Annotated in this window: 27 protein-coding genes; 15 read left to right on the top strand and 12 right to left on the bottom strand. The window is 50.8% G+C overall.

The window, feature by feature from the left end; translation table 11 throughout:
• The first annotated feature begins 9 nt into the window (after nucleotides 1–9).
• From SU32_RS11405 to doeB, 5 genes are read left to right on the top strand one after another with little or no spacing between them, the layout of a single operon-like run.
• Nucleotides 10–789, top strand: coding sequence for an aspartate racemase/maleate isomerase family protein (locus tag SU32_RS11405; RefSeq protein WP_082376668.1), 780 nt, complete (start codon nucleotides 10–12; stop codon nucleotides 787–789).
• Nucleotides 786–1,766 (top strand): hydroxyectoine utilization dehydratase EutB, encoded by a 981-nt coding sequence (gene eutB, locus SU32_RS11410; protein ID WP_053999503.1) that lies wholly within the window; start codon nucleotides 786–788, stop codon nucleotides 1,764–1,766. The genes SU32_RS11405 and eutB overlap by 4 nt, the downstream gene beginning before the upstream one ends.
• The gene (locus SU32_RS11415; RefSeq protein WP_053999504.1) at nucleotides 1,759–2,739 is read left to right on the top strand and encodes a cyclodeaminase; all 981 of its coding nucleotides are present in this window, start codon (nucleotides 1,759–1,761) and stop codon (nucleotides 2,737–2,739) included. The genes eutB and SU32_RS11415 overlap by 8 nt, the downstream gene beginning before the upstream one ends.
• Complete coding sequence (locus tag SU32_RS11420) at nucleotides 2,736–3,920, top strand: M24 family metallopeptidase (RefSeq protein ID WP_053999505.1); 1,185 nt, start codon at nucleotides 2,736–2,738, stop codon at nucleotides 3,918–3,920. Before SU32_RS11415 ends, SU32_RS11420 begins: the two co-directional genes overlap by 4 nt.
• Complete coding sequence (gene doeB, locus SU32_RS11425; protein ID WP_053999569.1) at nucleotides 3,917–4,906, top strand: N(2)-acetyl-L-2,4-diaminobutanoate deacetylase DoeB; 990 nt, start codon at nucleotides 3,917–3,919, stop codon at nucleotides 4,904–4,906. Before SU32_RS11420 ends, doeB begins: the two co-directional genes overlap by 4 nt.
• Before the next feature lie 40 nt (nucleotides 4,907–4,946).
• Here doeB and SU32_RS11430 read toward each other — a convergent pair whose 3' ends face one another.
• Complete coding sequence (locus tag SU32_RS11430) at nucleotides 4,947–5,258, bottom strand: cupin domain-containing protein (RefSeq protein WP_053999506.1); 312 nt, start codon at nucleotides 5,256–5,258, stop codon at nucleotides 4,947–4,949.
• Between the two features lie 99 nt (nucleotides 5,259–5,357).
• Between SU32_RS11430 and SU32_RS11435 the strand changes: the two genes are divergently transcribed.
• Nucleotides 5,358–5,771 carry an Lrp/AsnC family transcriptional regulator gene (locus tag SU32_RS11435; protein WP_082376670.1) on the top strand — a complete coding sequence of 138 codons (414 nt, stop codon included), beginning with the start codon at nucleotides 5,358–5,360 and terminating at the stop codon, nucleotides 5,769–5,771.
• 24 nt (nucleotides 5,772–5,795) lie between these two features.
• On the opposite strand, the gene SU32_RS11440 is transcribed toward SU32_RS11435, so the two are convergent.
• On the bottom strand, nucleotides 5,796–6,230 hold the full coding sequence (locus SU32_RS11440) for a helix-turn-helix domain-containing protein (protein ID WP_053999507.1): 435 nt from the start codon (nucleotides 6,228–6,230) through the stop codon (nucleotides 5,796–5,798).
• Between the two features lie 69 nt (nucleotides 6,231–6,299).
• Here SU32_RS11440 and SU32_RS11445 point away from each other — a divergent pair, with 69 nt between their 5' ends.
• Nucleotides 6,300–7,556 carry an MFS transporter gene (locus SU32_RS11445; RefSeq protein WP_053999508.1) on the top strand — a complete coding sequence of 419 codons (1,257 nt, stop codon included), beginning with the start codon at nucleotides 6,300–6,302 and terminating at the stop codon, nucleotides 7,554–7,556.
• Here the strand turns inward: SU32_RS11445 and SU32_RS11450 are convergent.
• Genes SU32_RS11450 through SU32_RS11460 form a run of 3 tightly spaced genes read right to left on the bottom strand, consistent with a single transcriptional unit; the run spans nucleotide 7,553 to nucleotide 10,430 of the window.
• Nucleotides 7,553–8,575: an alcohol dehydrogenase catalytic domain-containing protein gene (locus SU32_RS11450; RefSeq protein ID WP_053999509.1), complete on the bottom strand. Its 1,023-nt coding sequence runs from the start codon at nucleotides 8,573–8,575 to the stop codon at nucleotides 7,553–7,555. The genes SU32_RS11445 and SU32_RS11450 overlap by 4 nt on opposite strands.
• 9 nt (nucleotides 8,576–8,584) lie before the next feature.
• A complete protein-coding gene (locus SU32_RS11455) occupies nucleotides 8,585–9,301 on the bottom strand; it encodes an SDR family NAD(P)-dependent oxidoreductase (RefSeq protein WP_053999510.1) in 717 nt (238 codons plus the stop codon).
• A gap of 1 nt (nucleotide 9,302) precedes the next feature.
• On the bottom strand, nucleotides 9,303–10,430 hold the full coding sequence (locus tag SU32_RS11460; RefSeq protein WP_053999511.1) for an extracellular solute-binding protein: 1,128 nt from the start codon (nucleotides 10,428–10,430) through the stop codon (nucleotides 9,303–9,305).
• Between the two features lie 202 nt (nucleotides 10,431–10,632).
• On the opposite strand from SU32_RS11460, the gene SU32_RS11465 reads away from it, so the two are divergent.
• From SU32_RS11465 to SU32_RS11485, 5 genes are read left to right on the top strand one after another with little or no spacing between them, the layout of a single operon-like run.
• On the top strand, nucleotides 10,633–11,631 hold the full coding sequence (locus SU32_RS11465; protein WP_053999512.1) for a C4-dicarboxylate TRAP transporter substrate-binding protein: 999 nt from the start codon (nucleotides 10,633–10,635) through the stop codon (nucleotides 11,629–11,631).
• A 56-nt stretch (nucleotides 11,632–11,687) separates the two neighbouring features.
• Nucleotides 11,688–12,182: a TRAP transporter small permease gene (locus SU32_RS11470; RefSeq protein ID WP_053999513.1), complete on the top strand. Its 495-nt coding sequence runs from the start codon at nucleotides 11,688–11,690 to the stop codon at nucleotides 12,180–12,182.
• Nucleotides 12,179–13,462: a TRAP transporter large permease gene (locus SU32_RS11475; protein ID WP_245625528.1), complete on the top strand. Its 1,284-nt coding sequence runs from the start codon at nucleotides 12,179–12,181 to the stop codon at nucleotides 13,460–13,462. Before SU32_RS11470 ends, SU32_RS11475 begins: the two co-directional genes overlap by 4 nt.
• Before the next feature lie 17 nt (nucleotides 13,463–13,479).
• Complete coding sequence (locus SU32_RS11480; protein WP_053999514.1) at nucleotides 13,480–14,220, top strand: enoyl-CoA hydratase/isomerase family protein; 741 nt, start codon at nucleotides 13,480–13,482, stop codon at nucleotides 14,218–14,220.
• On the top strand, nucleotides 14,221–15,015 hold the full coding sequence (locus SU32_RS11485; RefSeq protein ID WP_053999515.1) for an IclR family transcriptional regulator: 795 nt from the start codon (nucleotides 14,221–14,223) through the stop codon (nucleotides 15,013–15,015).
• On the opposite strand, the gene SU32_RS11490 is transcribed toward SU32_RS11485, so the two are convergent.
• Nucleotides 15,012–16,151 (bottom strand): CaiB/BaiF CoA transferase family protein, encoded by a 1,140-nt coding sequence (locus SU32_RS11490; RefSeq protein ID WP_053999516.1) that lies wholly within the window; start codon nucleotides 16,149–16,151, stop codon nucleotides 15,012–15,014. The genes SU32_RS11485 and SU32_RS11490 overlap by 4 nt on opposite strands.
• 203 nt (nucleotides 16,152–16,354) lie before the next feature.
• Between SU32_RS11490 and SU32_RS11495 the strand changes: the two genes are divergently transcribed.
• From SU32_RS11495 to SU32_RS11505, 3 genes are all read left to right on the top strand, one after another.
• Nucleotides 16,355–17,455: a lactonase family protein gene (locus tag SU32_RS11495; RefSeq protein ID WP_160316310.1), complete on the top strand. Its 1,101-nt coding sequence runs from the start codon at nucleotides 16,355–16,357 to the stop codon at nucleotides 17,453–17,455.
• A gap of 92 nt (nucleotides 17,456–17,547) precedes the next feature.
• The gene (locus SU32_RS11500; protein WP_160316311.1) at nucleotides 17,548–18,351 is read left to right on the top strand and encodes an IclR family transcriptional regulator; all 804 of its coding nucleotides are present in this window, start codon (nucleotides 17,548–17,550) and stop codon (nucleotides 18,349–18,351) included.
• Between the two features lie 23 nt (nucleotides 18,352–18,374).
• Complete coding sequence (locus SU32_RS11505) at nucleotides 18,375–19,508, top strand: type 2 periplasmic-binding domain-containing protein (RefSeq protein ID WP_082376674.1); 1,134 nt, start codon at nucleotides 18,375–18,377, stop codon at nucleotides 19,506–19,508.
• Nucleotides 19,509–19,534: 26 nt separating this feature from the next.
• Here SU32_RS11505 and SU32_RS11510 read toward each other — a convergent pair whose 3' ends face one another.
• The 6 genes from SU32_RS11510 to SU32_RS11535 form a co-directional block, all read right to left on the bottom strand.
• The gene (locus tag SU32_RS11510; RefSeq protein ID WP_053999520.1) at nucleotides 19,535–20,374 is read right to left on the bottom strand and encodes a fumarylacetoacetate hydrolase family protein; all 840 of its coding nucleotides are present in this window, start codon (nucleotides 20,372–20,374) and stop codon (nucleotides 19,535–19,537) included.
• Between the two features lie 14 nt (nucleotides 20,375–20,388).
• On the bottom strand, nucleotides 20,389–21,129 hold the full coding sequence (locus tag SU32_RS11515; protein ID WP_211097759.1) for an SDR family oxidoreductase: 741 nt from the start codon (nucleotides 21,127–21,129) through the stop codon (nucleotides 20,389–20,391).
• Between the two features lie 155 nt (nucleotides 21,130–21,284).
• Complete coding sequence (locus tag SU32_RS11520) at nucleotides 21,285–21,740, bottom strand: MaoC family dehydratase (protein ID WP_053999522.1); 456 nt, start codon at nucleotides 21,738–21,740, stop codon at nucleotides 21,285–21,287.
• A gap of 1 nt (nucleotide 21,741) precedes the next feature.
• The gene (locus SU32_RS11525; RefSeq protein ID WP_425394275.1) at nucleotides 21,742–22,809 is read right to left on the bottom strand and encodes a Gfo/Idh/MocA family protein; all 1,068 of its coding nucleotides are present in this window, start codon (nucleotides 22,807–22,809) and stop codon (nucleotides 21,742–21,744) included.
• Complete coding sequence (locus tag SU32_RS11530; RefSeq protein WP_053999524.1) at nucleotides 22,802–23,131, bottom strand: L-rhamnose mutarotase; 330 nt, start codon at nucleotides 23,129–23,131, stop codon at nucleotides 22,802–22,804. The genes SU32_RS11525 and SU32_RS11530 overlap by 8 nt, the downstream gene beginning before the upstream one ends.
• A gap of 9 nt (nucleotides 23,132–23,140) precedes the next feature.
• The gene (locus tag SU32_RS11535; RefSeq protein WP_053999572.1) at nucleotides 23,141–24,253 is read right to left on the bottom strand and encodes a mandelate racemase/muconate lactonizing enzyme family protein; all 1,113 of its coding nucleotides are present in this window, start codon (nucleotides 24,251–24,253) and stop codon (nucleotides 23,141–23,143) included.
• Nucleotide 24,254 lies beyond the last annotated feature (1 nt).

Raw genomic sequence — 24,254 nt, forward strand, 5'->3', positions numbered from 1 at the left:
GGTTAAACTATGTCACAGATAGAAATTCTGTCGCCTCAATGCTTTTCATCAAATTCAGATATACCGCGATTGGGTATAATTGTCCTTGCCACTGATCTGACAGTTGAGCGTGATGCCCGGCAATTAATTGCACCGGATGAAGCGGTGGTGCATGTCTCGCGTATTCCGTTTGAAAACCCGACAACGCCTGCCAGCTTGCAGGCAATGGGTCCAAACCTGACCGCCGCAGCTGATTTGCTTGTGCCGGGTGTGGACTTGGCGGCAATTGCATTTGCCTGCACATCCGCCTCGGTGACGATCCGCAATGAAGTCGTCAGTCAGGCCATTGCAAAAGCACGCCCGCACATCCCTGTTGTCACACCGTCATCGGCAACCTTGGCTGCGTTTCAGGCACTTGGCGTGCGCCGCATTGCCTTGCTGACCCCCTACCTTGTCGAAACAACCGCACCCATGGTCGGCTATTTCGAGGAGCAAGACATACAGATCGAAAAAGCGGCCTGCTTTAATATGGCGGACGACCGCGAGATGGCGCGCATTGATGATGAAACAATGATTGAAGCGGCCGTTTCAATTGACAGTCCGCAGGTAGATGCTGTGTTTCTGTCCTGTACCGCTTTGCCGGCACTTAATGTCATCAATGCCATTGAGGCCCGTATCGGCAAACCTGTAGTCAGTTCCAATCAGGCGACACTATGGGCACTGAGGGGGCTAGTCGGTTTGCCGCCTCCAGAACCGAGAATTGGCAGACTTTTTGACAAGTCCTGGCCAAAGAAAGTCAACGCGCCATGACCAATCCATTTGTAACACTGGCCGATATTGAAGAAGCTCACGCGCGTATATACAAACGCATCCGACGAACATTTACCAACACATCCCAATCTCTATCAAAGAAAATTGGGCACCCTGTTTACCTCAAATTAGAACATCAACAAATCACCGGTAGCTTCAAGCTGCGCGGCGCGACGAATGCTGTTTTGTCACTAAGCGAAGAAGAGCGCGCACGTGGCATTATCGCCGTTTCAACCGGCAATCACGGGCGCGGATTGGCTTATGCGGCAAAATCAGCCGGCTCAAGAGCGACCATCTGCATGTCTGAACTTGTGCCGCAAGCCAAACTCGATGGCATTGCCGCTCTGGGCGCGGATATTCGCATTATTGGCCGCTCCCAAGATGAAGCACAAAATGAAGTTGATCGGCTGGTTGCCGAAAAAGGTATGACGATGATTCCGCCTTTTGATCATCCTGCCGTGATCGCAGGACAAGGCACGCTTGGCCTCGAAATACTTGACGATGCTCCCGATGTCGAATGCGTACTTGTGCAATTATCAGGCGGCGGCCTTATTTCCGGTGTCGCCGCAGCCATAAAAGCAAAACGGCCTCGAACACGCATTATCGGCATTTCAATGGAGCGTGGTGCCGCCATGCACGCATCACTCAAAGCCGGACACCCTGTCGAGGTTGAGGAGCTGCCAACGCTGGCAGATTCTCTTGGCGGCGGCATTGGCCTCAATAATCGCCTGACCTTCGCAATGACACGCGCATTGGTTGATGATGTCATCACATTAAGCGAGGCGGAAATCGCCGATGGTATTCGTCACTGCTACAGTCAGGAAGCGCAAATTGTGGAAGGGTCGGGCGCTGTCGGAGTCGCCGCAATCCTCGCTGGAAAAATCAACGCCGCCGGACCAGTGGTCACAATTCTCAGCGGCGGCAATATCGATCTGGCCCATCATCAACGCATCGTTTGTGGAGGAGACAATGAGTAATATCGCTATACTTCACGAAGAAGAGTTACGCGCCGCTGTCGATATTAATTTAGAGACAGTCGACTGTATCGAAACCGCCTTTCGCACGCTCGGCACCGGCAGCGTGGTCATGCCGCCAGTGCTATCCATGCACCTGCCGGACGTAAATGGCGAAGTGGATATTAAAACGGCCTATATACCCGGCTTTTCCGGCTTTGCCGTTAAAGTGTCGCCGGGCTTTTTTGATAATCCCAAACGCGGACTTCCATCAACCTCTGGCTTGATGATTGTCTTTTCAGCAGTAACAGGACAGGTGCAGGCTGTTCTTCTGGACAATGGCTATCTGACAGATATTCGCACTGCCGCCGCTGGCGCAGTTGCTGCCCGTTCCCTTTCAAGAGAAAACAGCGCTCATGTCGCTATTTTAGGCACCGGCGTACAGGCGTTGTTGCAATTGCGCGCATTGTGTCTTGTTCGCCCCATTCAAACAGCAACAATTTGCGGACGCTCCCAAGAAAAAGCAGAAAAGCTTGCCCAAACCGCTTCAAACTTGCTCGGGATAAAAGCCACCGCATCATCTAACTTTGAAGCATCTGTATCCAATGCGGATATAATCGTGACAACGACCCCGGCGACAGAGCCGATTATCAAAGCCGAGTGGCTTCGGCCTGGTCAGCACATTACAGCGATGGGATCAGATCAATCGAATAAAAACGAACTTGAAGCCGCTTGTTTGAGCCGCGCGGATATCTATGTGCCTGACCGCCTTTCCCAATGCCGTAAAATGGGTGAACTGCGCGCCGCAATTGAAGCAGGCGCGGTAAACGACGATCGGGAAATTGCAGAGCTCGGCGACCTGCTCGTTCGCGATACGCCCGCGCGCGCCAACTCAAACCAAATCACAATTGCAGACCTGACAGGTATGGGCATTCAGGACACTGCGATAGCAACACTAGCCCTTACAGCATTAAGAAAGGAATCGGTTGTCACATGACTACTTATGAAAAGAATTTTACGACTGCCGAATATCAACGGCGTATCGTCAAAACCCGTCGCGCAATGGATGCTGCAGGCCTTGATGCGATCGTCATTTGCGATCCGTCAAACATGTCATGGCTGACCGGCTATGATGGCTGGTCATTTTATGTGTATCAGGGTGTTGTCCTGACAATGGAAGGCGAGCCTGTCTGGTGGGGCCGTGCGATGGATGCTCTGGGGGCGAGACGGACAGTCTTCATGGAGAATGACGACAATATTCGCGGCTACGACGACACATTTGTCCAAAATACTGAAAAGCATCCCATGGAAGAACTGGCACGTCTGCTGTGCGAGTTTGGACTGGAGAAAGCCAAGATCGGCGTTGAGATGGATAATTATTATTATTCAGCCACGGCGCATTTGAAATTACTGGAAGGTCTGCCCGACGCGAAAGTCACGGACTGCTCCGGACTGGTCAACTGGCAGCGCGCTGTAAAATCTGAGCGCGAAATTGAATATATGCAGCGGGCGGCCAGAATTGTCGAAGCTATGCACGAAACCATTCGCGAAATGGCCGAACCCGGCATGCGCAAGAATGATCTGATTGCTGAAATTTATGCCACCGGCATTCGCGGCGCGGATGGCTATTGGGGAGACTATCCGGCGATTGTCCCCATGGCCCCGTCAGGCTTGGACGCGACAGCCCCGCACTTGACGTGGGACGACCGGCCAATGGAAGTCAATGAAGCCACATTTTTTGAGATTGCCGGTGCGCACCGCCGCTATCAATGCCCGCAATCACGCACATTGTTTCTTGGCGAGGTTCCCGCAAAATACCGCAAAGCCGAAAAAGCTGTCCTCAATGCAATAGAAGCCGGACTGGCACAGGCAAAACCGGGCAATCAGGCGCAGGATATCGCCAATGCGTTTAACGCCACCTTGAATAAAGCCGGTTTTGAAAAAGACAGCCGCTGCGGCTATGCAATCGGTATAAGTTATCCGCCGGATTGGGGCGAGCGGACAATCTCCTTCCGGCGCGGCGACACCACAATTTTGGAACCGGGAATGACATTCCATTTCATGCCCGCCCTATGGCTGGATGATGGCGGTCTGGAAATCACTGAGCCGATTTTAATCACCGAAGACGGGCATGAATGTTTCTGCAACACACCGCGCGAAATATGGGTGAAGAAATGACGACTAATCCGATTAGCGCAACTGTGCCGTTTGATCAGGACGGCATTCATCACGGATTCCTGCGCTTGCCGTATAGCCGCAATGATAGTGCGTGGGGATCGGTTATGATCCCCATCACGGTGATTGCAAATGGCAAAGGCCCGACCGCACTGTTAACCGGCGGAAACCACGGCGATGAATATGAAGGTCCGGTGGCCTTGCAGGAATTGGCCGCATCACTTCGACCCGAACAAATTACAGGTCGTGTCATCATTTTGCCGATGATGAACCAGCCCGCCTTTTCTGCCGGCTTGCGTTGCTCGCCGATTGACGGCGGTAATATGAACCGCAGTTTCCCCGGACGTCCCGATGGTACAGTGACGCAAAAAATTTGCCATTACATCGCCAGTGAACTGGTGCCTTTGGCTGATATTGTACTGGATTTTCATTCAGGCGGTAAAACGCTGGATTTCCTCCCTTTCGCAGCCGCGCATATTCTGGATGACAAAAGACAGGAAGATGATTGTATGGCCGCAATGCAGGCATTCAACGCCCCCTATTCTGTACGGATGCTGGAAATCGACAATGTCGGCATGTTCGACACGGAAGTGGAGACGCAAGGCAAGGTTTTCGTTACCACAGAACTTGGCGGGGCAGGCACATCAACGGCCCGCAGCGTGGCAATTGCGAAAAAAGGAATTCGTAATCTGCTGATCCATGCCAAGATTATGGCAGGCAATCTCGACATTAGCGACACAATCCAACTGGATATGCCTGATGAAAGCTGTTTCGTATTTGCTGAAAAAGCGGGTCTTGTGGAATATCTGGTTGACCTTGGCGATACGGTGGAGAGCGGGCAGCCAATTGCGCGGGTGTGGGCAAGTGACCGCACCGGCACCCAGCCCGAAACACTCATAGCGAAAAGGGATGGCATTCTGACAGCGCGCCATGTTCCGGGCCTCATCAAAATCGGTGATTTTGTCGGCCTTGTTGCAGTTCCTTTATGACTGCTTTGCGGAGCCGCTAACTTAGCGGCTCCGCCTCCGGTTAGACACTGCCGGCCGTTTCAATCACCAAAGCCCGCACAGGACCATCGGGATGTGCGACATGCTCATCACCGTCTTCGGCATGGAAAATGTCACCCACTTTCAAGCGCAGTATTTCTTCTTTTCCCTCACGGCGCACATGCATATCGACTTCACCATCCAGAACGACGAAAACTTCCGGCCCGTCATTGATGTGCCACTTGTATGACTCGTCGGTCCAATGCAGCCGAACAGTTGCATCCTTGATATGCTCAATATCGAGTGCGTCCCATGCGCGCGCTCCGGTGAAGTCTCCAGCAACGATCTTTTTCATTTTTCTTCCTCTGCAAATATGCGCTAATATTGCCCCAACAGCGCGGCGCGGAAAACTTGCGATCCGACGTAATGAAATTGCAAAACGCAGGAATTCACATTGGATCGGACCGATAAGAGAATATTGGGCTTGCTTGGCAAGAATGCGCGGATGAGCTTTGCGGCGCTCGGGCGCGAAATCGGCTTGTCGCGTACAGCAGTTCAGGACCGCGTCAACAGACTTGAAACCACCGGTATTATCCGCAGCTACGATACAAATTTTTCCATACATGACGCAGGCATGATAAGCGCGCTTCTATTTATTAAAATTGCAGTGCGCCCTTGTGATCAGGCGCTGGAATGGCTCGCATCCTTGGAAGACGTTCATGAAGTGCTTTCGCTTTCAGGGGAAATTGACGCTGTCGCCCGATGCGTCGTCGCTTCGACAAATGATTTAACCGCGCTGAATGACAAGATCGGAGCAAGCCAATTTATTGCAAGTTCCACATCAAGCTTGGTCTTGGCCAGACGTTAGCGCTGGGCTGCCGAAGCTTTAAGCTCAATCATGCTTTTTGAATGTGCGTTTAGTTGAACGCTGACCTTTCACCCGCATGGCAAGTTTGACGAGCCGCCTGAACGACTCGCATTCCATGTGAGAGGGCGCGGGACAGTCGGCCACATGGCGCAGTGTATCGCGTAACGCAGACAATTTCTTGATCTGGGCATCCAGTTCATCAGCTTTTTGATGCAGCTCCGCGCGCGGCAATTCCGGTTTGCCTGTGCTGGAAAACATTTTTCCTATTTCATCGAGTGAAAAGCCCGCAGACTTTCCCATGGAAATGAGAGCCAGTTGCAGCAGCACATCAGACGAAAACTGCCGCCGCAGCCCATGCCGCCCGATAGAAGATATCAGTCCTGTTTCATCATAATAACGCAAAGTCGATGGCGGAACTCCGGTGCTGGCAGACACTTCTCCAATATCCAAAATTTTCATACTTGACCTCAACTCAACTTGAATTCGTATCCTGCTGCTTAGCACAAGAAATTGCAAAGGAAACGAGAGATGGCAGACGAACAAATTACAGCATCAAAAGACACTGATTGGCCGTCTATTGTCACGCTTTCGCTTTCCATTCTCACGGCGTCGTTAGGAACAACGATTGCCAATGTCGCATTGCCGACATTAACGCAATATTTCGCGGCGCCATTCCACCAGATACAATGGATTGTTATCGGCTATCTTGTCGCCATGACCATTACAGTCGTGCTTGCCGGAAGATTGGGCGATCTGTTTGGCTTAAAACGCATGCTTGTTCTGGGCATGGTTATCTTCTCCGGCGCGTCTTTGCTGTGCGCTCTAGCGCCCGATCTTTGGCTACTGGTTGGCGCCAGAATGTTGCAGGGCATTGGAGGCGCCTTCATGATGACCTTGACGGTCGCACTTATGAGCCAAATTGCCAGCACCTCAAGCATAGGCCGGGCCATGGGCTTGCTCGGAACGATGCTGGCCGTCGGCACGGCACTGGGGCCGTTGCTTGGCGGCCTGCTTATCCAGACAACCGGTTGGCGGGCATTATTTCTTGTATTGCTGGGCCTCGGATTGTTGGCAACAATGATGACTATCTATTGCCTGCCTCCTCAAGAAGAGCGCAAAGACGGAAACACACCGGACAGAAAATCAAAATGGTTCGATCTACCGACAACAGCCATCATGCGAAATCTTGCCAACATCGTTGCAAACGCGGCAGTTGCCGCGGTCATGATGACAACACTGGTTGTCGGCCCGTTTTACTTAGGGTTTTCGCTCGATCTATCAGAAGCGATTATCGGGCTGGTTATGGCCGTAGGTCCGGTCATTTCAATCTTTAGCGGCGTTCCATCAGGAAAACTGGTGGACGTGCTCGGCACGCAGTCCGTTCTGACAATTGGGCTGAGCACCTTGATTCTCGGATCGACAATCTTTGTCATTGTCCCCGACGGGCCCAACATCGCCTTTTATTGCCTCGCAATCGCAGTTCTGGCGGTCGGATACCAATTGTTCCAGGCCGCAAATAATACCGCTGTCATGGTGAATATGCCGCCTGATGAGCGCGGCACAGCTTCGGGATTATTAAACCTCTCGCGCAATATCGGATTAATCTTTGGCGCATCGGCTATGGGTGCAATATTTGCATTCGGTGTTGGCTCTGGTGCCATTGAAAATGCAACGCAGCAACAAATCACTGATGGCTTGCAGTTAACCTTCGGGCTGGCCGCTGCAATGATAATCATGGCCTTTTGGATGGTATGCAGACAGCGATCGAGACAACAGGCTCATTAGGGCTGAAGTAAAATTTTGCCATTTGCGCCACCGCTTGCCATCAATTCCAGCGCATCGGCAGCGTTGGAAAGTTGGTAGGTTGCGGCGGTGAGAGTATCAAAATCAATTTTGCCTGATTCAATGAGTTTCACCGCTTCCTCAAACTCCTGATTGAACTGGAATGATCCCACCACAACAATCTCTTTGAGCATAATCAGATGTAATGCAACTTCTGCTTTTGATAATTGTATATTACTTAAAATCGATACGGTCCCTTTCTGCCGTATCGCGCGCAAAGCCATATTGAATGCCGGAATCGCGCCGCTTGCTTCAATGACAACATCAAATTGACGGTCGATATCACATTCATCGAATTGGCCGACAACCAGAGCATTCTGAGCACCGGCTTTTACGCCGACATCGGCTGCCTCCTGCCTGATATCACTGCAAGTGACATTGGCTCCCCTTGCGGCCGCGCCCGCAATTGCCAGTAACCCCATGGGCCCGCAGCCGGTGATTAGAACCTTATCGCCTTTGGAAACACCTCCCTTGTTGAGCGCGTGCAAGGCACACGCCAAAGGCTCGGCAAATGTCAAATGGTTGGGATTGATCTCTTTGGCAACTGGGCGACATTGCGCAACAGGATGATCAAACTGTTCGCGGAAGAAACCGTCTAGATGCGGCACGGTGGTCGCAGAGCCGGGAAATTTCTTGGCCGTACAAAGATTGACTTCGCCGCGCTTGCAGGCCCCACACTGACCGCAATTCATGATCGGATTAAGAGCAACAAGCTGCCCTGTTTGTAAATCCGATCCATTGGCGTCCACCACATAGGCACAGGCTTCATGGCCCAGCGTAACCGGATTTTGCAGTTTGAAGCCGGCATTTGAAAAATGCTTGAAATAATGAAGATCGGTTCCGCAAAGGCTGGCAGTTGCAAGCTTCAATCGCACGTGACCGTCCTCAATCGTCTCGGGCAGGCTCGCATTTTGAAGTTCAATCGTTTGAGCCGATGTAAGCTTTGTCGTCAGATAAGTCATAAAGGGCTCCTAGAATCCAATTGCATAGCCGCCATCAACGGGAATATTGACGCCGTTAACATAGGCTGCCTGCGATGAGCCGAGAAAATAAACGGTGTTTGCGATGTCTTGCGGGGTTCCAAACTTGTGGGACGGAATACGCCCTTCTATTTTTTCCCGTCGCGCAGGATCTTTGGCCAGCACCGCGCGCGTCATATCCGTATCGATAAATCCCGGACTGACAGCATTGCAGCGAATGCCATATCGTGCGGCGTCCACTGCGACGCTTCTCGTCAAACCAACCACTGCTGTTTTGGCTGTCACATAGGCGGCGGCAGAAGGAAGCGCCATCAGCCCGCCCATAGATGAGATATTAACGATGGCCCCGCCGGTATCCTTGTGTAGATCAACATAGCGCCCGCACGCTAAAAACATCGCATTCACATTGAGGGAAAGAACCTGATCAAGCTCTTCAGCTTTTACATCCCACACCGGCTTTTTTAGATGCATACCGGCATTGTTGACGAGTACATCAATGACACCAACATCCTCATAGATTTTGTCGATATATGATGCATCCGTGTCAGCGCTCAAATCACACTGGTGAAAGACAACATCTTTATCCAGCGATCCGAGTTCTCCTTCACTACGGGCAACTACATGGACTTGATAACCTGCCTCTAAAAAGCGTTTGGTCTGAAACAAGCCCAGCCCTTTATTGCCTCCGGTGACTACTGCAATTGCCATATTATTTTCCCCCAACATGGTGGCGATATGCTTTGTTCAAAGCATCCAGACACCAACTGTTTGATTTGTTCTTTTCAAAAAATACGGGCATGATCTCGCAAGCATCATCCACAAAGCCTAAGAACCAAGGATCACGCGGGCGCGTCCATGCATTATCAATTGTTGAAAATGCGCCTTTTAAAAAACCGCTATATTTCGGATCATTTTGCAGATTGAGCCATGTGTGGCGGTTCGCAGGTTGCCCTTCATTTTCGATGTAAACGCCCGACTGCACGTCTTGCGAGGAAATCCACTGGGCAAATTTGATAGCTTCCTCTGCGTGCGCGGTTTTCGAAGACACGCCAATGCCCGCACCGCCAAGAATGGCCCGCCGGGCCGAGGCTCCCAAGCTTACCGGCATATCAAAATAGCTGAGTTGCTTGTCTCTAAATCCGGGCCGTGCATAATTGATATAGCCGAACAGACAAGGCGAACAGGCGAACTCGTCTGTGGTGCTTAAAACCTCCATCACCTTGATAGGATTCCATTGGCTCGCTTCAGCGGGGCCTAAATTATAGAGCGCACGCATAATCGAAAGAGCATATTCGCCGTTATCATCAGAGACAAAATTGTCAGAGCTGTAGGGAAGCGCGACTTCTCCTTTTCCTGCCACCAGTGTCATCAGCATATCGAAGGCATCGACGGGAAGAAGCGGCGTCACAGCACGAAACTTTGCCGCGTCGTCTCTTAAAAAATCTTCCCAATAAATAGGCGTCGTTGCGCCCAAATCCGTGCGCCGGACAGCCATTTGGCAAGAAGCATCTATTGCATAGGACCAGCATTTGTCGTTCCAGAAATAGCTTTCGGCAGAACCACCCAAAGAAGCGCTTGCATCTTCACGCTTGGGAAGCGGGAGCAAAGAGCCCGTCTCTGATATTTGCCCCACATGCGGATGATCAAGAACAATGAAATCATTGGCTTCGGCAAGCGCTTCAATGGAAGCATCGGCAAATGCCTGAAGAGACCTTTTTGACCACTCGATTTCGACTGCCGTCAGTTCCGCATATTTTTCAGAAGCCGCGACAACACAATCATATCCGCGCGGATGATCCCAAGTTATCCCTTTAAGTTTAATGCTATGGCTCACCATAAATTCCCATCATTTAGTCAGATTTTCCAGCCTGATGCGCGGCTGTTTTCATCATTTGCTCACTTGCTTTGATTTTCAAGTGTAAAAATAACTTTGAAATTTGCAAGTAAAATGTTAGATACCGGCTCAGGCAAATTTGTCAAACATCAAAATTTGCAGACTTGTGAATGAAGAGAGCAAAACATCCATCGGGAGGAACACCATGCTCAAAACAACCAGAAGAACTTTAGCCAAAGGCGTTTTGGCGGCCTTGTTTGCCGCATCAGCAAGCGCAACGGCACTGGCCGCCGATTATGAGATTCGGATTGGCCACGTAACATCGGATAAGGAGCCGGTGCATCAGGCAATCGAGCAGTTTTCCAAGAATGTCGAAGAAATGACTGACGGGCGCGTTACATTTCAAATTTTTCCGAACGCGCAACTTGGCAGCAATCCGGAAGTTTATGAGCAAATGCGTGCAGGCGCACCGATTATTACGGTTTCGGACCCGGGTTATCTGAGCGACTTTGTAGCGGATTTCGGCGTATTGGGCGGCCCTTACCTGATGGAAGACCCGCGCGATTTCTCCAAGCTGATCGCTTCCGATCTCTACGCGGACATGAAGGATAGTTTGCGCGCTGAATCGGATATCGAACTGCTGTCATTGAATTGGCTGTTCGGTTCACGTCATATGCTTTCTGACAAAGCCATCAGCAATCCGGAAGACATTGCCGGCATGACTTTCCGCACACCGCCAAATGCGATGTGGGTGGAAACCTTTGATGCAATGGGCGCACGCCCGACACAATTGGCTTGGGCAGAAGTATATTCAGGCTTGTCCGCCGGTGTTGTCGAAGGTGCTGAAGCACCGCTGCCATCTCTATATGGCGCAAAGCTTTATGAGGTGAAGAAAACCATCTCTCTGACCGGTCACTTCAAGGGCTTTACCGGCCTTGTCATCAACTCAGGTTACTTCAGTACATTGCCCGAAGATATCCAGAAAATTCTATCTGAACAGGCTATTGCCGCAGGAGAGTTCATGACAGATTTAATGCTAACATCGGAAGAAGAGTGGATTGAAAAACTGGAGGCTGAAGGCGTAACGTTCAATCGCGATGTCGATGTTGCCGCCTTTCAGGAGAAGACAGCCGAGGTTTATACCAAGTTCCCAGACTGGACACCCGGACTATATGATGAAGTCCGTGCCATTCTGGACAACTAAACGCTCATAGCCCCTGCTGAACTGTCAGGGGCTGCTTTTGGCTTGGGAGCAGCAGAATGAAGTTACTGACACGCATATTTTTGACCGCAGAAGAATACATTGCCTATTGCGCAATGACCGTTCTTGTTTCTTCGGTGCTATGGGGAGTACTGACCCGTTATGTCACCGAAAAACCGGCCGTCTGGACGACAGAATTGTCCGGCATTGTGTTCACTTGGGTCGTTTGCTTGGGCGCTATGGCCGCTTTCAGGCGCAACCAGCACATACGTGTTACTTTACTCGTCGACGAACTGCCCCCGCTTGCCGGAAATATCGTACGCTTTATAGCCAATATTGCGATTTTGCTGTTTCTCCTCAGCGTCACATATTACAGCTATGAAATGATGCTCAAAGGAGCCTCGCGCCCCTCGCCCGTTTTACGGATTCCATTTTCTTATGTCTATTTGGCCTCGCTCATCGCATTTGGCGTAATGTCAATCACATGCCTTTTACAGATTCTGGGCTTTGCCAAAAACACGGATGACGGCCAAACTGTACAGGATGTGGTATGATGGATCTATTACCGCTCATTGTGCTTTTTATTGCAATCGCTATCGGTGTGCCGGTTGCGCTTGCTATCGGCATGGCAGGAATGACATTTTTCATGTTTGCGGGTGCCATGCCGACTGAATTGTTTGTACAGCGCATGATCGCCGTTACACATTCATTTCCCCTGTTAGCAGTGCCCTTATTCGTCATGACAGGCGTTGTGATGAATTTCGCTGGCATCACTTCTCGCATGATGGCTTTTGCAGAATCGCTCACAGGACATTGGATTGGCGGCTTGGCGCAGGTAAATGTCCTGCTCAGCACGCTACTGGGCGGTGTGGCAGGTTCAGCCAATGCCGATGCGGCCATGCAGGCAAAAGTCCTTGTTCCGGAGATGAACAAGCGCGGTTATGACACGGCCTTTTCATCAGCAGTAACAGCGTCATCAGCCATCATCAGTGTGATAATACCGCCTAGCATCGGGCTCATTCTTTATGGCTTTATGAGCGATGTTTCCATAGGTCGCCTGTTTCTGGCCGGCATTGTACCGGGCATAGTCTTGTGTGTGTCAATGATGGCTTTGGTCGCCTTTATGGCCAAACGCCTGAACCTGAAACCAGCCCTTGATGTTAAAACAACTTGGGGCCAGCGGTTGGTCGCATTTCGCGGTGCAAGCCTAGCGCTCATGGTGCCGGTCGGCATTGTCGGCGGCATACGTTTCGGTTTTTTCACACCCACAGAAGCCGGCGCGATGGCCGTTGTGTTTTCAATCTTTGTCGGCATTCTTTATGGCGAATTGAAACCGCACCACTTCAAGCCGATTATGGAGCAAACCATTCAGGCGACCGCAATCGTTTTGCTGGTAATTTGCATGGCCAGCACTTTCGGCTTCTTCATGACATGGGAGCGCATTCCGGTCATTGTCGCAGAAGCAATGTTGGCGCTGACGGAGAACCCTTTTCTGCTGCTGCTTATGATCAATGTTCTTCTCATCATTGTCGGTATGTTCATTGAGGGCTCGGCATCGCTTATTTTGCTTACCCCCATTTTGGTGCCTGTCATTGCAAGCGTTGGCATTGATCCGGTACATTTCGGTATTGTGATGGTTCTCAATCTGACTATTGCGGGCATCACACCGCCGCTTGGCACAATCATGTTTACCACATGTGCTGTGACGGGAATTTCAATCGGTGCATTTGTCCGCGCAGCGCTTCCGTTCTACGCACTGCTGTTTACCATGCTATTGATATTGACCTTTATACCTGCCATTTCCTTATGGCTGCCAAACCTTCAATTTAACTAACTTGCCGCGGAGTTTATATGTCTGACAACAATGGTGAAGTCCGGTTTGAAACCCTTGGCAAGAATGTCGGGCATATCATTATTGACCGGCCCAAAAAACACAACGCGCTAACGCCACTTATGTATCGGCAGATCGGTGAAGCGTGTGACAGAGCCAACAAGCTTGACGAGGTCCATGCCGTGATCTTTTCCGGTGCGGGCGAAAAAGCCTTCTGTGCCGGTTCGGATACCGCTGCATTGGACGAGTATGAAGACTTTTGGGCCTGGCGGAACCGCTATGATTATATCCCGCCGATCAGAGCATTGCGTAAACCGGCGATTGCCGCAGTAAAAGGATGGGCGCTGGGCGGCGGCCTTGAAATTGCATTGGCTTGCGATTTGCGCGTTGTTGCAAAGTCTGCTCAGTTCAGCGCGCCGGAAGTCGCCTTGGGCTGGAACGGTGCCGGCGGTGCCGCACAACATCTAACCCGCATGTGCGGCTATGGTCAGGCAATGAAATATCTTCTGACGGGCGAGCGTTTTAATGGTGAGGAAGCACACCGGATAGGCATGGTGGAATGGCTGGTCGAACCCGGCGAAGAAATGGCAAAAGCGATTGAAGTAGCGCAGTTGATTGCCGGACATTCAAGCCCGGCAACACAAGCGGTCAAATCCAGTGTGCGCGCTGCGATGAACACAAGTGTGGACATGGGCTTGCAAATCGAGAACGAATTGATGTCACTGTGCTTTGCAAAAGTTGAGCAGGCTAAAGGCAAATAGATGGCGACAAAACACCCGATACCCGACGATGACACTTCGGTAGAAAATGGCCGTAAAAAATCAGCGGTGCCCTCTGTCAGCAAAGCACTCGACGTCCTCGAGCTTCTCGCCGAGGCTCGTCCCGGATTAACGATGAACGAAATCGTTGCGGCGCTTAACAGAACGATGGGTGAGATTTACCGGATCGTTGTTTATCTCAGCACCCGTGGTTACATCGAGCAGGATGAAAACACCGGCCGCTATGCACTGACTCTGCGGCTGTTTGAACTGTCGCACAAATACGATCCGACCGAACGTCTGATTAGCAATGGTGTACCCTTGCTGGAACGGATCGCAGCGCGCACCGAACAATCATGTCATTTGGGTGTAAAAAACCGGAATTCGATCCTGATACTAGCATCCGTTCACAGCCCGCGCCCTGCCGGATATTCTGTGCGTACAGGCGCAGTCTTCGATTTGGCCAACACCAGTACCGGAAATGTCATAACGGCATACTCATCGGAAAGCGAACAGAAGCGCTATTTGAGCAAACTGGACAAAAGTGAGCGCGATTCAGCCGTCGAGCGATTGGCCCATATAAGAGAACGTGGCTATGAAGACCGGATGAGTGCACTGGTCAAAGGTGTCAGGAATTTAAGCGTACCAATATTTGATAACCGCGGCATCGTCGCTGCGATTACTTCAGGTTATATCGAACAGGTTGATGCACGATTTACACCGGAAGATACCTTAAACGAAATTATCAGTGCTGCGCAGGAATTATCGAAGTCACTGGGCAGCGCGCCCAAAGATTAGCGGCCGCGCCATCCTTTGCTTAAAATCATATTGTCCTGCCCCAATCGAGGCGCAGCAGAGCTTGTCTTATTCTGCTCGCCATCAATGCGCATCGGCATCGACATCGCTTTGATGTTCAACTCGCCGCGCTTGACATCCTGCAGCATGCCCATGCTTTGCAATACGCCTGAGTTAAGCGTTTCATCCCAGTCCATAACAGGTGCCGCCCAAATATCGGCAGCAATCATTGCTTCCATCCAGACTTCGGTGTCGCCCGCTTCCAGATGCGCCGACAGTTCAGCTTTAATTGCCTCACGGTGTTTAAAATTATCCATTTCTTGAAAGGAGGCTTCGAGCTTGAGGCAGTCGGCCAGCTTCGTCAGATCGTTCATCGCGATCGCAAGATGCCCGTTTCTGGTCCGGTAAACACCATAAGGTGCGGCAAGGAAAGCGTGAGCAGGCGCATTATGTGGCCGCTCCGGCATCTTGCCATCGCCATTCATAAAAGTACTCAACAATTCAAACTGGAGGTCTGCAATCGCCTCTATAAGGCTGGTCTCAATCAACCCGCCCTCGCCGGTGCGCTCACGCCGGAACAATAATGCCAACAGACCTTGGGTTAAGGCGGCACCGGCAAGAATGTCGGCAATCGGCAAGCCGATGGCAACCGGTCCATCATTGGCACCGCCGCTTAACCACATAATGCCGCTGCGCGCTTGCGCCAAAAGATCTTGGCCCGGCAGCTTTTCCCAGGCATTTCCAACGCCATAACCACTAACCGAACCATAAACGATATCCGGCTTGCGCTTCTTTACAGCATCATAGCCAAATCCGAGCCGCTCAATCACACCCGGCCGGAAGTTTTGGATAACAACATCAGCCTCATCAATTAGTGCCCAGACCTGTTCTTTATCGGCGTCGCTTTTTAGATCAACTTCAACGGATTTTTTATTGCGGTTGATTGCGTGAAAAATTGTGCTGTCACCGTCTATCACAGTATCAGAGACATAAAGATATCGCGACAGATCGCCCGTACCGGATTTTTCGATCTTGATCACATCGGCACCGAGGTCTGCCAATCTTAGCGAGGCATAGGGGCCAGCCAGAAACTGGCTGAAATCCAGAACTTTGATACCGCTGAGTGGATTGTTTATCATATTTATTGTCGTCCGCTTTTTCTATATTACCTGCAAAAGGCAATCATGCTGAAACAAGCTTACATCATTTTAGGCTTGCATCATATATAAAACTGAATATCATATACAAAATAATTGAATTTTAGTACTTACTTTTGAAGTCTTCGGATTGCCTACGATGGCCTTAACCGATCCATATCAAAGTACAGATGGAACTGGCTATTATGACGCAAACCCGGGTTTTCATCAGTGGATGTAATAATCCTACGGGCTATTTTGCGTCTTCAAACTCGCCCGGAATTTCCCTGTTTGCGATCGACTTTGAAACGTCAGATGCTGAACTGGAAACACAGTATGAAGACGTTCAAAACCCGACCTTTATGACGGTTCATCCGCAAATCGGGCGCATCTATGCAACCAGTGAAATGCCGCAGCTTGCTGAAGGCTCTGTAACGGCTTTTGATGTAAGTGACGATTGCAAAAAGCTTTTTCGACTTTCCACGCAGTCATCAGCTGGTTCAATCACGGCGCATGTCAGCCTGGATAAATCCTTAAATTATCTGCTCGTTGTCAATCATGGGTGGGACGAAGATTTAGGCGGCCGCGATCAGGCCATGGCGACAATCGCACTGGATGCGCAAACCGGACTGGGGGAAATCTCCGCGACAGTTAAGCACGACGGTACCGGTCCGCAATTGCCCCGCCAGCAACGCTCTCACCCGCACGCCGTGTTGGCAACGCCTGACAATCGCTTCCTGATCGTTACAGATTTGGGTGCCGATGCGATGATGGTATACCGCTTTGATGCAGCGAACGGCTCTGTGCAACATGTCCAGACCACGGCATTAAAACCCGGCTGCGGACCACGGCACTTTGCTTTCTCGCACGACGGCGAACGTGTCCATGTATGCGGAGAATTGGATTCAACGGTTACCACGCTGGCGCTTGATAAGGATAGCGGACATTTATCGGTAATAGGAACGTGCACCACACGCGCGGAATGTGCAAAAACAAGCAACTACCCGTCTGAAATATCACTTAGTCCGTTGGGCAAACACATCTATGTCGCCAACAGAGGTGACGATACTCTCGCACGCATCAACATTGATACAGAAGACGGTGTGCCCAAGTTTGTCGAAACTGTCGACGCTCAAGGCCAAACACCGCGCCATTTCGCCGTTGATCCAAGCAGTCAATATTTATTGGTCGCAAATCAGGACAGCGACCGCGTGAACAGTTTTAAGATTGGCGCCGACGATCAACTTATCCCAATGGATTTCAGCATCAATATCGGAACACCAACCTGCATCGCATTTTACAGATAGAGACCGGTTTCAGGATCAAGTCAGGTATTTACAACTTTATATAAATAGCGGCAAACAGTTTTATATGTGAAACAATGAAGGGCTACCGCTCGATGAAGACGAACACAAAAACCGAAAAAAATGTGACCTATTCAGCACCGGCACTTTCCAAAGGACTGGACATAATCGAACTGCTTGCTTCCAATGCCGAAGGTTTGCGCAAAAGCGATGTCGCCAAGGCGCTGGACAGGTCCATCAGTGAAATTTTCCGCATGTTGGCTGTTCTCACAGATCGGGGATATGTCTCTTTTGATTCAGTGACCGACCGATATTCGCTAACAACAAAAATGTTCGAGATAGCGCATCGCCATCCTCCTATTAGACGACTGTCATCGGTCGCTATTCCAAGCATGCAAAATCTGGCATTGTCGCTCAATCAGTCTGTCCATATGGCTGTTTTGCACAATGACGACATCTTGATCATAGCGCAGGTCGATGCGCCCGGAAACAATGTCACGAGCGTGCGCTTAGGTGCCCGTGTGCCTTTATTTCAAACAGCATCAGGAGCAGCCCTTTTTAATGCTGTGCCAAAAGACCGCCAAGAAATACTCTTGAAAAAAGCAGATCAGGAAATGCCTGATATGGTCGGCTTGTTCCGGCAGAACGTCGATAGCATTACAGCGCATGGATATTGCGAAAGCCGGTCTTCGGTTATCGAAGGCATCACGAACATTTCTGCGCCGATTTACGATTATTCGTCACAAGTCATTGCTGCTTTGACAATTCCCTTCCTGAAGCGCTTGCGCACCAGTCATTATGTTGAACCGCAGGAAAGCCGCAAACAGCTTGTCGAAGCGGCGCAGCATATCTCTCAGCTGCTGGGCGCAGGCACTTTTTCAGAAGATCAAACCAATTAAAAAGCGAAAGAAACCGGGGGAACATGACTGCTAAAACTATCCTTAAAGGAATGACCTGGTCTGACCCACGCGGCTATGATCCTATGGTTGCAACATCGGCGGAATTCTCACGGAAGAACCCAGATTTCGAGATCGAATGGGATAAGCGCTCATTACAAGATTTCGAATCTGTGCCTGTTGAAGAGCTTGCCCGCAAATATGATTTGATGGTGATTGATCATCCTCATTTAGGTTCTGTCGCTAAAAAGAATTGTCTCTTGGCATTTGATGAACATCTAACATCTGACCAATTTGAATCGCTATCTGCCGAAAGTTTGGGACGTAGCTTTGCAAGCTATAACCTTGGCGGACATCAGTGGGCGCTGCCAATTGATACAGCCGCCCAGGTTCAGGCATTTCGGCCCGACAAAACCAATTCGGCAACGACATGGGGCGAAGTGGTAAAGCTGGCGGAAAACGGTGCGGTGGTTTGGCCGCTGCGCTCCCCCCATTCATTGATGAGTTTTTTCACACTGGCAGCCAATCTTGGCACTCCGTGCGCAACAACACCAGGCGACCTGATTGAGCAAAATGCAGGAATGGCTGTTTTGAAAAAAATGCTGGCGGTCACTAGCCACCTCGATCCTGCATGTTTTGAGATGGATCCGATCGCGTCGCTTGATGCGATGGCGGAGGATAGCAGGTTTATCCTCAATCCGCTTACGTATCTGTACAAAGGATATTCCGAGAAGAATTACCGCAAACATATCTTGCAATTCTGCGACATTGCAGCAGCCGGGAAGATTGGTCCGTCGGGGTCAACATTGGGCGGCACAGGCATCGCCATATCAGCGGAGACAAGCTCTCCTGAAGCCTGCGTAAAATACGCATTTTGGATCGCGAGCCGTGAGTGTCAGGAAGATTTATATGTGGCCTCAAACGGACAGCCCGCCAATATAATGGCATGGAACAATCACGCCGTGAACGCTTCTGTAAGCGATGCTTATTTTAATACCCGCCTTACACATGAGGCGGCATGGCTACGTCCGCGTCATGACGGATATATGGAATTTCAAAGCGAAGGTTCGGACATTCTTGAAAGTGCATTCCGCGGCAAGCTGGCACCCGCCGCGGCAATCAAACAGCTCAATAGCCGCTTTGCTCAGAGCTTTAAATAAAGCCTGTTATATCGACGCCATTGCTATCAGTCAGCGATCACATCTTGGCGCTGGCTGCCAAGACCGGCAATGCCAAGCTCGACCACATCGCCTGCCTTCAGGTAACGGGGCGGTTTAAAGCCCATGCCCACACCCGGCGGCGTGCCTGTGGAAATAACATCACCGGGGTGAAGCGTGAAAAACTGGCTGAGATAGCTTATGACATGCGCAACACCGTAAACCATCGTTTTCGTTGAGCCGTCCTGAACCTTTTCGCCATTGACTTCCAACCACATGGATAGATCTTGCGGGTCTGCAACATCATCAGGCGTAACCAGCCAAGGGCCAATCTGGCCGAAATTGTCGCACGATTTTCCTTTGGTCCACTGCCCTGCCCGCTCGGTCTGAAAGGCACGCTCGGAAACATCATTGATGACGCAATAACCGGCGACATGGCTGAGCGCATTGTCCTGATCGACATATTTGGCTTTCTTGCCGATCACCACACCCAGTTCCACTTCCCAGTCGGTCTTTTCAGATCCTTTAGGAATAATGATCGGGTCATTGGGCCCGCAGATAGCGCTCGTTGCCTTCATGAAGATTACCGGCTCCGGCGGCACTTCAAGGCCCGATTCGGCAGCATGGTCGGCATAGTTCAAGCCGATACAAATGAATTTTCCCGTACCGCCAACACAAGGACCGATACGCACAGAACCGTCAACAACCGGCAAACTCTCCGGCTTGATCTTAGCGGCAAGATCATCGAGATTTTCCAGGACAGAACCGGACAAATCATCAACGAGTTCAGAAATATCCCGAATGGTTCCGTTGTCTTCCACAATACCCGGCTTTTCCTGACCGGGCTCTCCATAGCGAATAAATTTCATTCTTTTTTCCTAAGTTACATTGTCCAGCCGCCATCGATGACGTGCATTCTTCCTGTTGTAAAAGCCGATTCTTCACTTGCCAGATAGGCAGCAAGGGCAGCGATTTCTTCCGGTTTTCCCAACCGGCCCATAGGCTGACGGGCGAGAAATTCTTTGCGTGCCTTTTCGTAGTCTCCAAGTGCATGCAAGCGCTCTTCAAGGGAAGGGCTTTCAACCGTACCGGGGCAAATTGCATTACAGCGCACACCCTGATTGATGAAGTCGGCGGCAACGGACCGCGTTAGCCCGCCAACCGCCGCTTTGGTTGCCGTATATATAAATCTGTTCGGCGCGCCGTTGATTGGCCCCAGTACAGATGAAACATTCACAATGGACCCGCCGCCATTTTCAATCATCTTGGGCAGCACGGCCTGAATTGTATGAAACATCGATGTCACATTAAGCGACCACGCAAAATTCCATTCCTCGTCAGTGGCATCCAGAATGGTTCCCGCATGCACAAAGCCTGCGCAGTTAAACAGCACATCAACCGCGCCAATTTCCGCCGCAAGCGCTTTAATGGCGTCTGTATCGGTCACATCAAGCTTACGGGCGATAATATTCTCATTATCTGCAACATCATTGAGCGAAGCCTCATTCAGATCGGTCGCAAATACTTTTGCACCTTCCGAAGCAAACCGCAGCGCGGCTGCCTTGCCTATGCCTTGGCCGCAAGCTGTTGCTAAAACTGTTTTTCCTTCAAGTCGCTTCATAATCTCTACCTTTATCCAATGTCTGCGGGATGCAAGCCGTCCAAGTGGTTCAGCCGGCTTAAATGATAAAATAATTACGTGATGACCCTACGCTGCCGATCAAGTTGCGGTCGGTGATGCCTCGAAGACCAGCGCGCAGTTCGTCTGTATGACACGCGTCAGCCTTGGCTTTCCTTCATTTCAACAAGCAGTATATGATCGGCGGCAAGGACGGTCTCATCTTTTTGGTTGATGACTTCACAACGCTCGATCACTTGCCCCATGCCCTCACGTTTCGGGTCGGGATACTTATCCGAAATTGTCACTCTTGTTTTTATGGTATCGCCGATAAAGACAGGCCGTATAAAGCGTAATTTGTCATAACCATATGAAAATGCGACCGGATTGATGATGCTGGCGGTTAAGCCAATGCCAATGGAAAACACCATCGTGCCGTGCGCTATGCGCTGGCCAAAGGGCAAAGTCTTGCAAAATTCAGCATCAAGATGGTGCGGGAAAAAATCGCCCGTATGTCCGGCGTGTACAACGAAATCGGTCTCTGTAATCGTGCGGCCGACCGTGGTCCGCGACGCGTCCAGCGCATAATCTTCAAAGTAAATTGTCTCTGTATGCATTTCAGTCTCTTTTTGCGATCGGTGTAGAAGGCAGGCTACTGCTCAGATATGCTGCTTCGACCAGCGCCATCGTGTCCCAACCGTCTTGAACATTTGAAATTAATTGCTTTTCTTCACCCGTTGCAAACCGTTGAAGCTGTGCCATGCGGTGGGTAAAGGCATCGGGAAACCACGCGCCGTGAAGCGGCACCTGTTGCCATCCCTCACCGCTATTGAGCCAAAGCTCGTCCGGTTCACCGTGCGGGTAATCAAGGTTGACACCCAGCTTCACATAGGCTGCGCCTTTAGTGCCGCAAATGCGGAACTCACAGGCTTGAAACTGGCGTCCAAATGAATGGTTATGATTGATTGACAAGGCGCAACGTTTTTCATCACCGTAATCCAGAATAGCGGACGTCCGTGTCTGTGCAATTTTGGATGATGGATGCCCCATCGTCTTGGCATGAATGCCCTGAGGGTTTCCAAGCAAACTGCGGATGAAATCCAGATAGTGAATTGAATGCAAAGAGAGTTCGACCCGTGGAGATTTCAGCAAAAACTCCCACAAATGCCAAGGCGTATCCAATGCGAGCCAAGCGTCAAAGTCGACAATATCGCCCAAAAACCCTTTATCGGCGGCATCTTTTAACGCGAGCATCATAGGCGAAAACCGCAGTTGAAAATTCACCGCAGCGCGAATGTTTTTGTTCTCGCAGATGCTGACTATCTTGCTGGCTTCGTCAAGATCATTACCCATCGGTTTTTGCAGCAGGGCGGCAGCGCCATCGGGAAGTTTTTCCAAAATGCCAAAATGGGCTTGCGGCGGTGTCGCAAGATCAAAGAGCGCGTCCTCTTGCGCTATAGCCTCGTCAATATTGGAATAGGCAAATATTCCCCACTCTTGCGCAACCTTCTGCGCCTTTTCCAGATCAGGATCATAAATTCCCCGAACCGGAAAACCACCATTTTTATAAGCGGGCAAATGCGCATCCGTGACAATCGACCCGGCACCAAAAATGACAATGGGCATCAGGTTGGACGGCTTGGGCCAAGCTTGGCGAAGGTCGGATAATTTCAGCTGATCAGTCAAGATGGAACACATCCTCCATCATTGCCCACCATTCGCCTTGCTTGCGTGTTTCGAGCGGCGCCTGGCAAGGCATACACACATCCCACCAGCGTTGTGTTTCAGGATCAGCAGCCATCTTTGCCGCATCAGCCTCAAAATCATCACCGTGATATTCCCAATAGCCGACCAGAAGGTTTTCAGGCTCGCGCAGAAAAATGGTGTAATTTGAAATATTACAATCTTTTATCTTCGACAGAACGCCCGGCCAAACATCCGCATGAAGCTTTTTATACTCGGCAATTTTCTCTGGCTTTAGGCCGATAACCATTCCCATCCGTTGCATAGCAGCTTCCTAACTTTTTATTTCCGAAGTCAGCCCCTCAACATGCTGACTTTTGATTGCGTCCCAATCCCAAGAAATACCCAGACCAGGCTCCTTACTCGGATAGGCCCGCCCGTCTTTCATCTTCATGCCTTCGCACGTTACTGTGTCGAGCTGAGGGATATATTCAAGCCAAGGCGCATTGGGCACAGCGCATACAAGGCTCACATGAAGCTCCATGAGGAAATGCGGGCAAATCGGCACATTATGCGCTTCAGCCATATGGGCTACTTTGATCCAGGGCGTGATTCCGCCAATACGTGCAACATCGGCTTGCACGACAGACGCACCGCCCAGTGTCAGATAATCCTTGAACTGGCTAAGCGAATACATGCTTTCGCCGACAGCAATCGGCACAGAGGTACTCGCAGCCAGACGCACATGTTCGACAACATCATCGGCAGGCATCGGTTCTTCGAACCAGGCAATGTTGTGACGCTCTAAAATTTTGGCGCGCCGTGTTGCCTCTGCCCGGCTGAAGGCCTGATTGGCATCGGTCATTATCTCATAGCTGTCGCCCACGGCTTGCCGCACGGCAGAAAGCCTTTCAGCATCATCCGCCATATGGGGGCGGCCAATTTTAACCTTAGAACCGGAGAAGCCTTGTTCTTTCGCTTTGACCGCATCATCAACCAGCGCCTGCGTTTCGATATGCAGCCAGCCGCCTTCGGTGGTGTACATCGGCACACTGTCTTTGGCACCGCCAAGCATTTGGCTCAAAGGTAGTTTTGCCCGTTTGCACCGCAAATCCCAAAGCGCTGTATCAATAGCGGCAAGAGCCAATGATGTAATCGCGCCCACTGCCGTGGCATGTGTTGAGAAAAGCAAATCGCGCCAGATGCGCTCAATGTCCTCAGCATCGCGGCCAATCAACCGCGGCGCAAGCGTATCGCGCAATAATGACATGATAGCCGGGCCACCCTGCCCGATTGTGTAGCTATAGCCTGTGCCTGTAGCACCATCACTGTCAGTGATCGTCACGAACGGTGTTTCCTGACTTTCAAAAGACTGGATTGCATCCGTGCGCCGAACCTTGGGCTTCAGGTCCACCATGCAAAGTTCAATGCGTTCAATTTTCGCCATT

Source organism: Ahrensia marina, assembly GCF_001293565.1.
In the GTDB taxonomy this organism is placed as follows: domain Bacteria; phylum Pseudomonadota; class Alphaproteobacteria; order Rhizobiales; family Rhizobiaceae; genus Ahrensia; species Ahrensia marina.

Excerpts from the sequence above, each read along its gene's own strand:
- SU32_RS11405 (WP_082376668.1), top strand. The coding sequence starts at position 10 with ATGTCACAGATAGAAATTCTGTCGCCTCAATGCTTTTCATCAAATTCA.
- eutB (WP_053999503.1), top strand. The coding sequence starts at position 786 with ATGACCAATCCATTTGTAACACTGGCCGATATTGAAGAAGCTCACGCG.
- SU32_RS11415 (WP_053999504.1), top strand. The coding sequence starts at position 1,759 with ATGAGTAATATCGCTATACTTCACGAAGAAGAGTTACGCGCCGCTGTC.
- SU32_RS11420 (WP_053999505.1), top strand. The coding sequence starts at position 2,736 with ATGACTACTTATGAAAAGAATTTTACGACTGCCGAATATCAACGGCGT.
- doeB (WP_053999569.1), top strand. The coding sequence starts at position 3,917 with ATGACGACTAATCCGATTAGCGCAACTGTGCCGTTTGATCAGGACGGC.
- SU32_RS11430 (WP_053999506.1), bottom strand. The coding sequence starts at position 5,258 with ATGAAAAAGATCGTTGCTGGAGACTTCACCGGAGCGCGCGCATGGGAC.
- SU32_RS11440 (WP_053999507.1), bottom strand. The coding sequence starts at position 6,230 with ATGAAAATTTTGGATATTGGAGAAGTGTCTGCCAGCACCGGAGTTCCG.
- SU32_RS11445 (WP_053999508.1), top strand. The coding sequence starts at position 6,300 with ATGGCAGACGAACAAATTACAGCATCAAAAGACACTGATTGGCCGTCT.
- SU32_RS11450 (WP_053999509.1), bottom strand. The coding sequence starts at position 8,575 with ATGACTTATCTGACGACAAAGCTTACATCGGCTCAAACGATTGAACTT.
- SU32_RS11455 (WP_053999510.1), bottom strand. The coding sequence starts at position 9,301 with ATGGCAATTGCAGTAGTCACCGGAGGCAATAAAGGGCTGGGCTTGTTT.
- SU32_RS11460 (WP_053999511.1), bottom strand. The coding sequence starts at position 10,430 with ATGGTGAGCCATAGCATTAAACTTAAAGGGATAACTTGGGATCATCCG.
- SU32_RS11465 (WP_053999512.1), top strand. The coding sequence starts at position 10,633 with ATGCTCAAAACAACCAGAAGAACTTTAGCCAAAGGCGTTTTGGCGGCC.
- SU32_RS11470 (WP_053999513.1), top strand. The coding sequence starts at position 11,688 with ATGAAGTTACTGACACGCATATTTTTGACCGCAGAAGAATACATTGCC.
- SU32_RS11475 (WP_245625528.1), top strand. The coding sequence starts at position 12,179 with ATGATGGATCTATTACCGCTCATTGTGCTTTTTATTGCAATCGCTATC.
- SU32_RS11480 (WP_053999514.1), top strand. The coding sequence starts at position 13,480 with ATGTCTGACAACAATGGTGAAGTCCGGTTTGAAACCCTTGGCAAGAAT.
- SU32_RS11485 (WP_053999515.1), top strand. The coding sequence starts at position 14,221 with ATGGCGACAAAACACCCGATACCCGACGATGACACTTCGGTAGAAAAT.
- SU32_RS11490 (WP_053999516.1), bottom strand. The coding sequence starts at position 16,151 with ATGATAAACAATCCACTCAGCGGTATCAAAGTTCTGGATTTCAGCCAG.
- SU32_RS11495 (WP_160316310.1), top strand. The coding sequence starts at position 16,355 with ATGACGCAAACCCGGGTTTTCATCAGTGGATGTAATAATCCTACGGGC.
- SU32_RS11500 (WP_160316311.1), top strand. The coding sequence starts at position 17,548 with ATGAAGACGAACACAAAAACCGAAAAAAATGTGACCTATTCAGCACCG.
- SU32_RS11505 (WP_082376674.1), top strand. The coding sequence starts at position 18,375 with ATGACTGCTAAAACTATCCTTAAAGGAATGACCTGGTCTGACCCACGC.
- SU32_RS11510 (WP_053999520.1), bottom strand. The coding sequence starts at position 20,374 with ATGAAATTTATTCGCTATGGAGAGCCCGGTCAGGAAAAGCCGGGTATT.
- SU32_RS11520 (WP_053999522.1), bottom strand. The coding sequence starts at position 21,740 with ATGCATACAGAGACAATTTACTTTGAAGATTATGCGCTGGACGCGTCG.
- SU32_RS11530 (WP_053999524.1), bottom strand. The coding sequence starts at position 23,131 with ATGCAACGGATGGGAATGGTTATCGGCCTAAAGCCAGAGAAAATTGCC.
- SU32_RS11535 (WP_053999572.1), bottom strand. The coding sequence starts at position 24,253 with ATGGCGAAAATTGAACGCATTGAACTTTGCATGGTGGACCTGAAGCCC.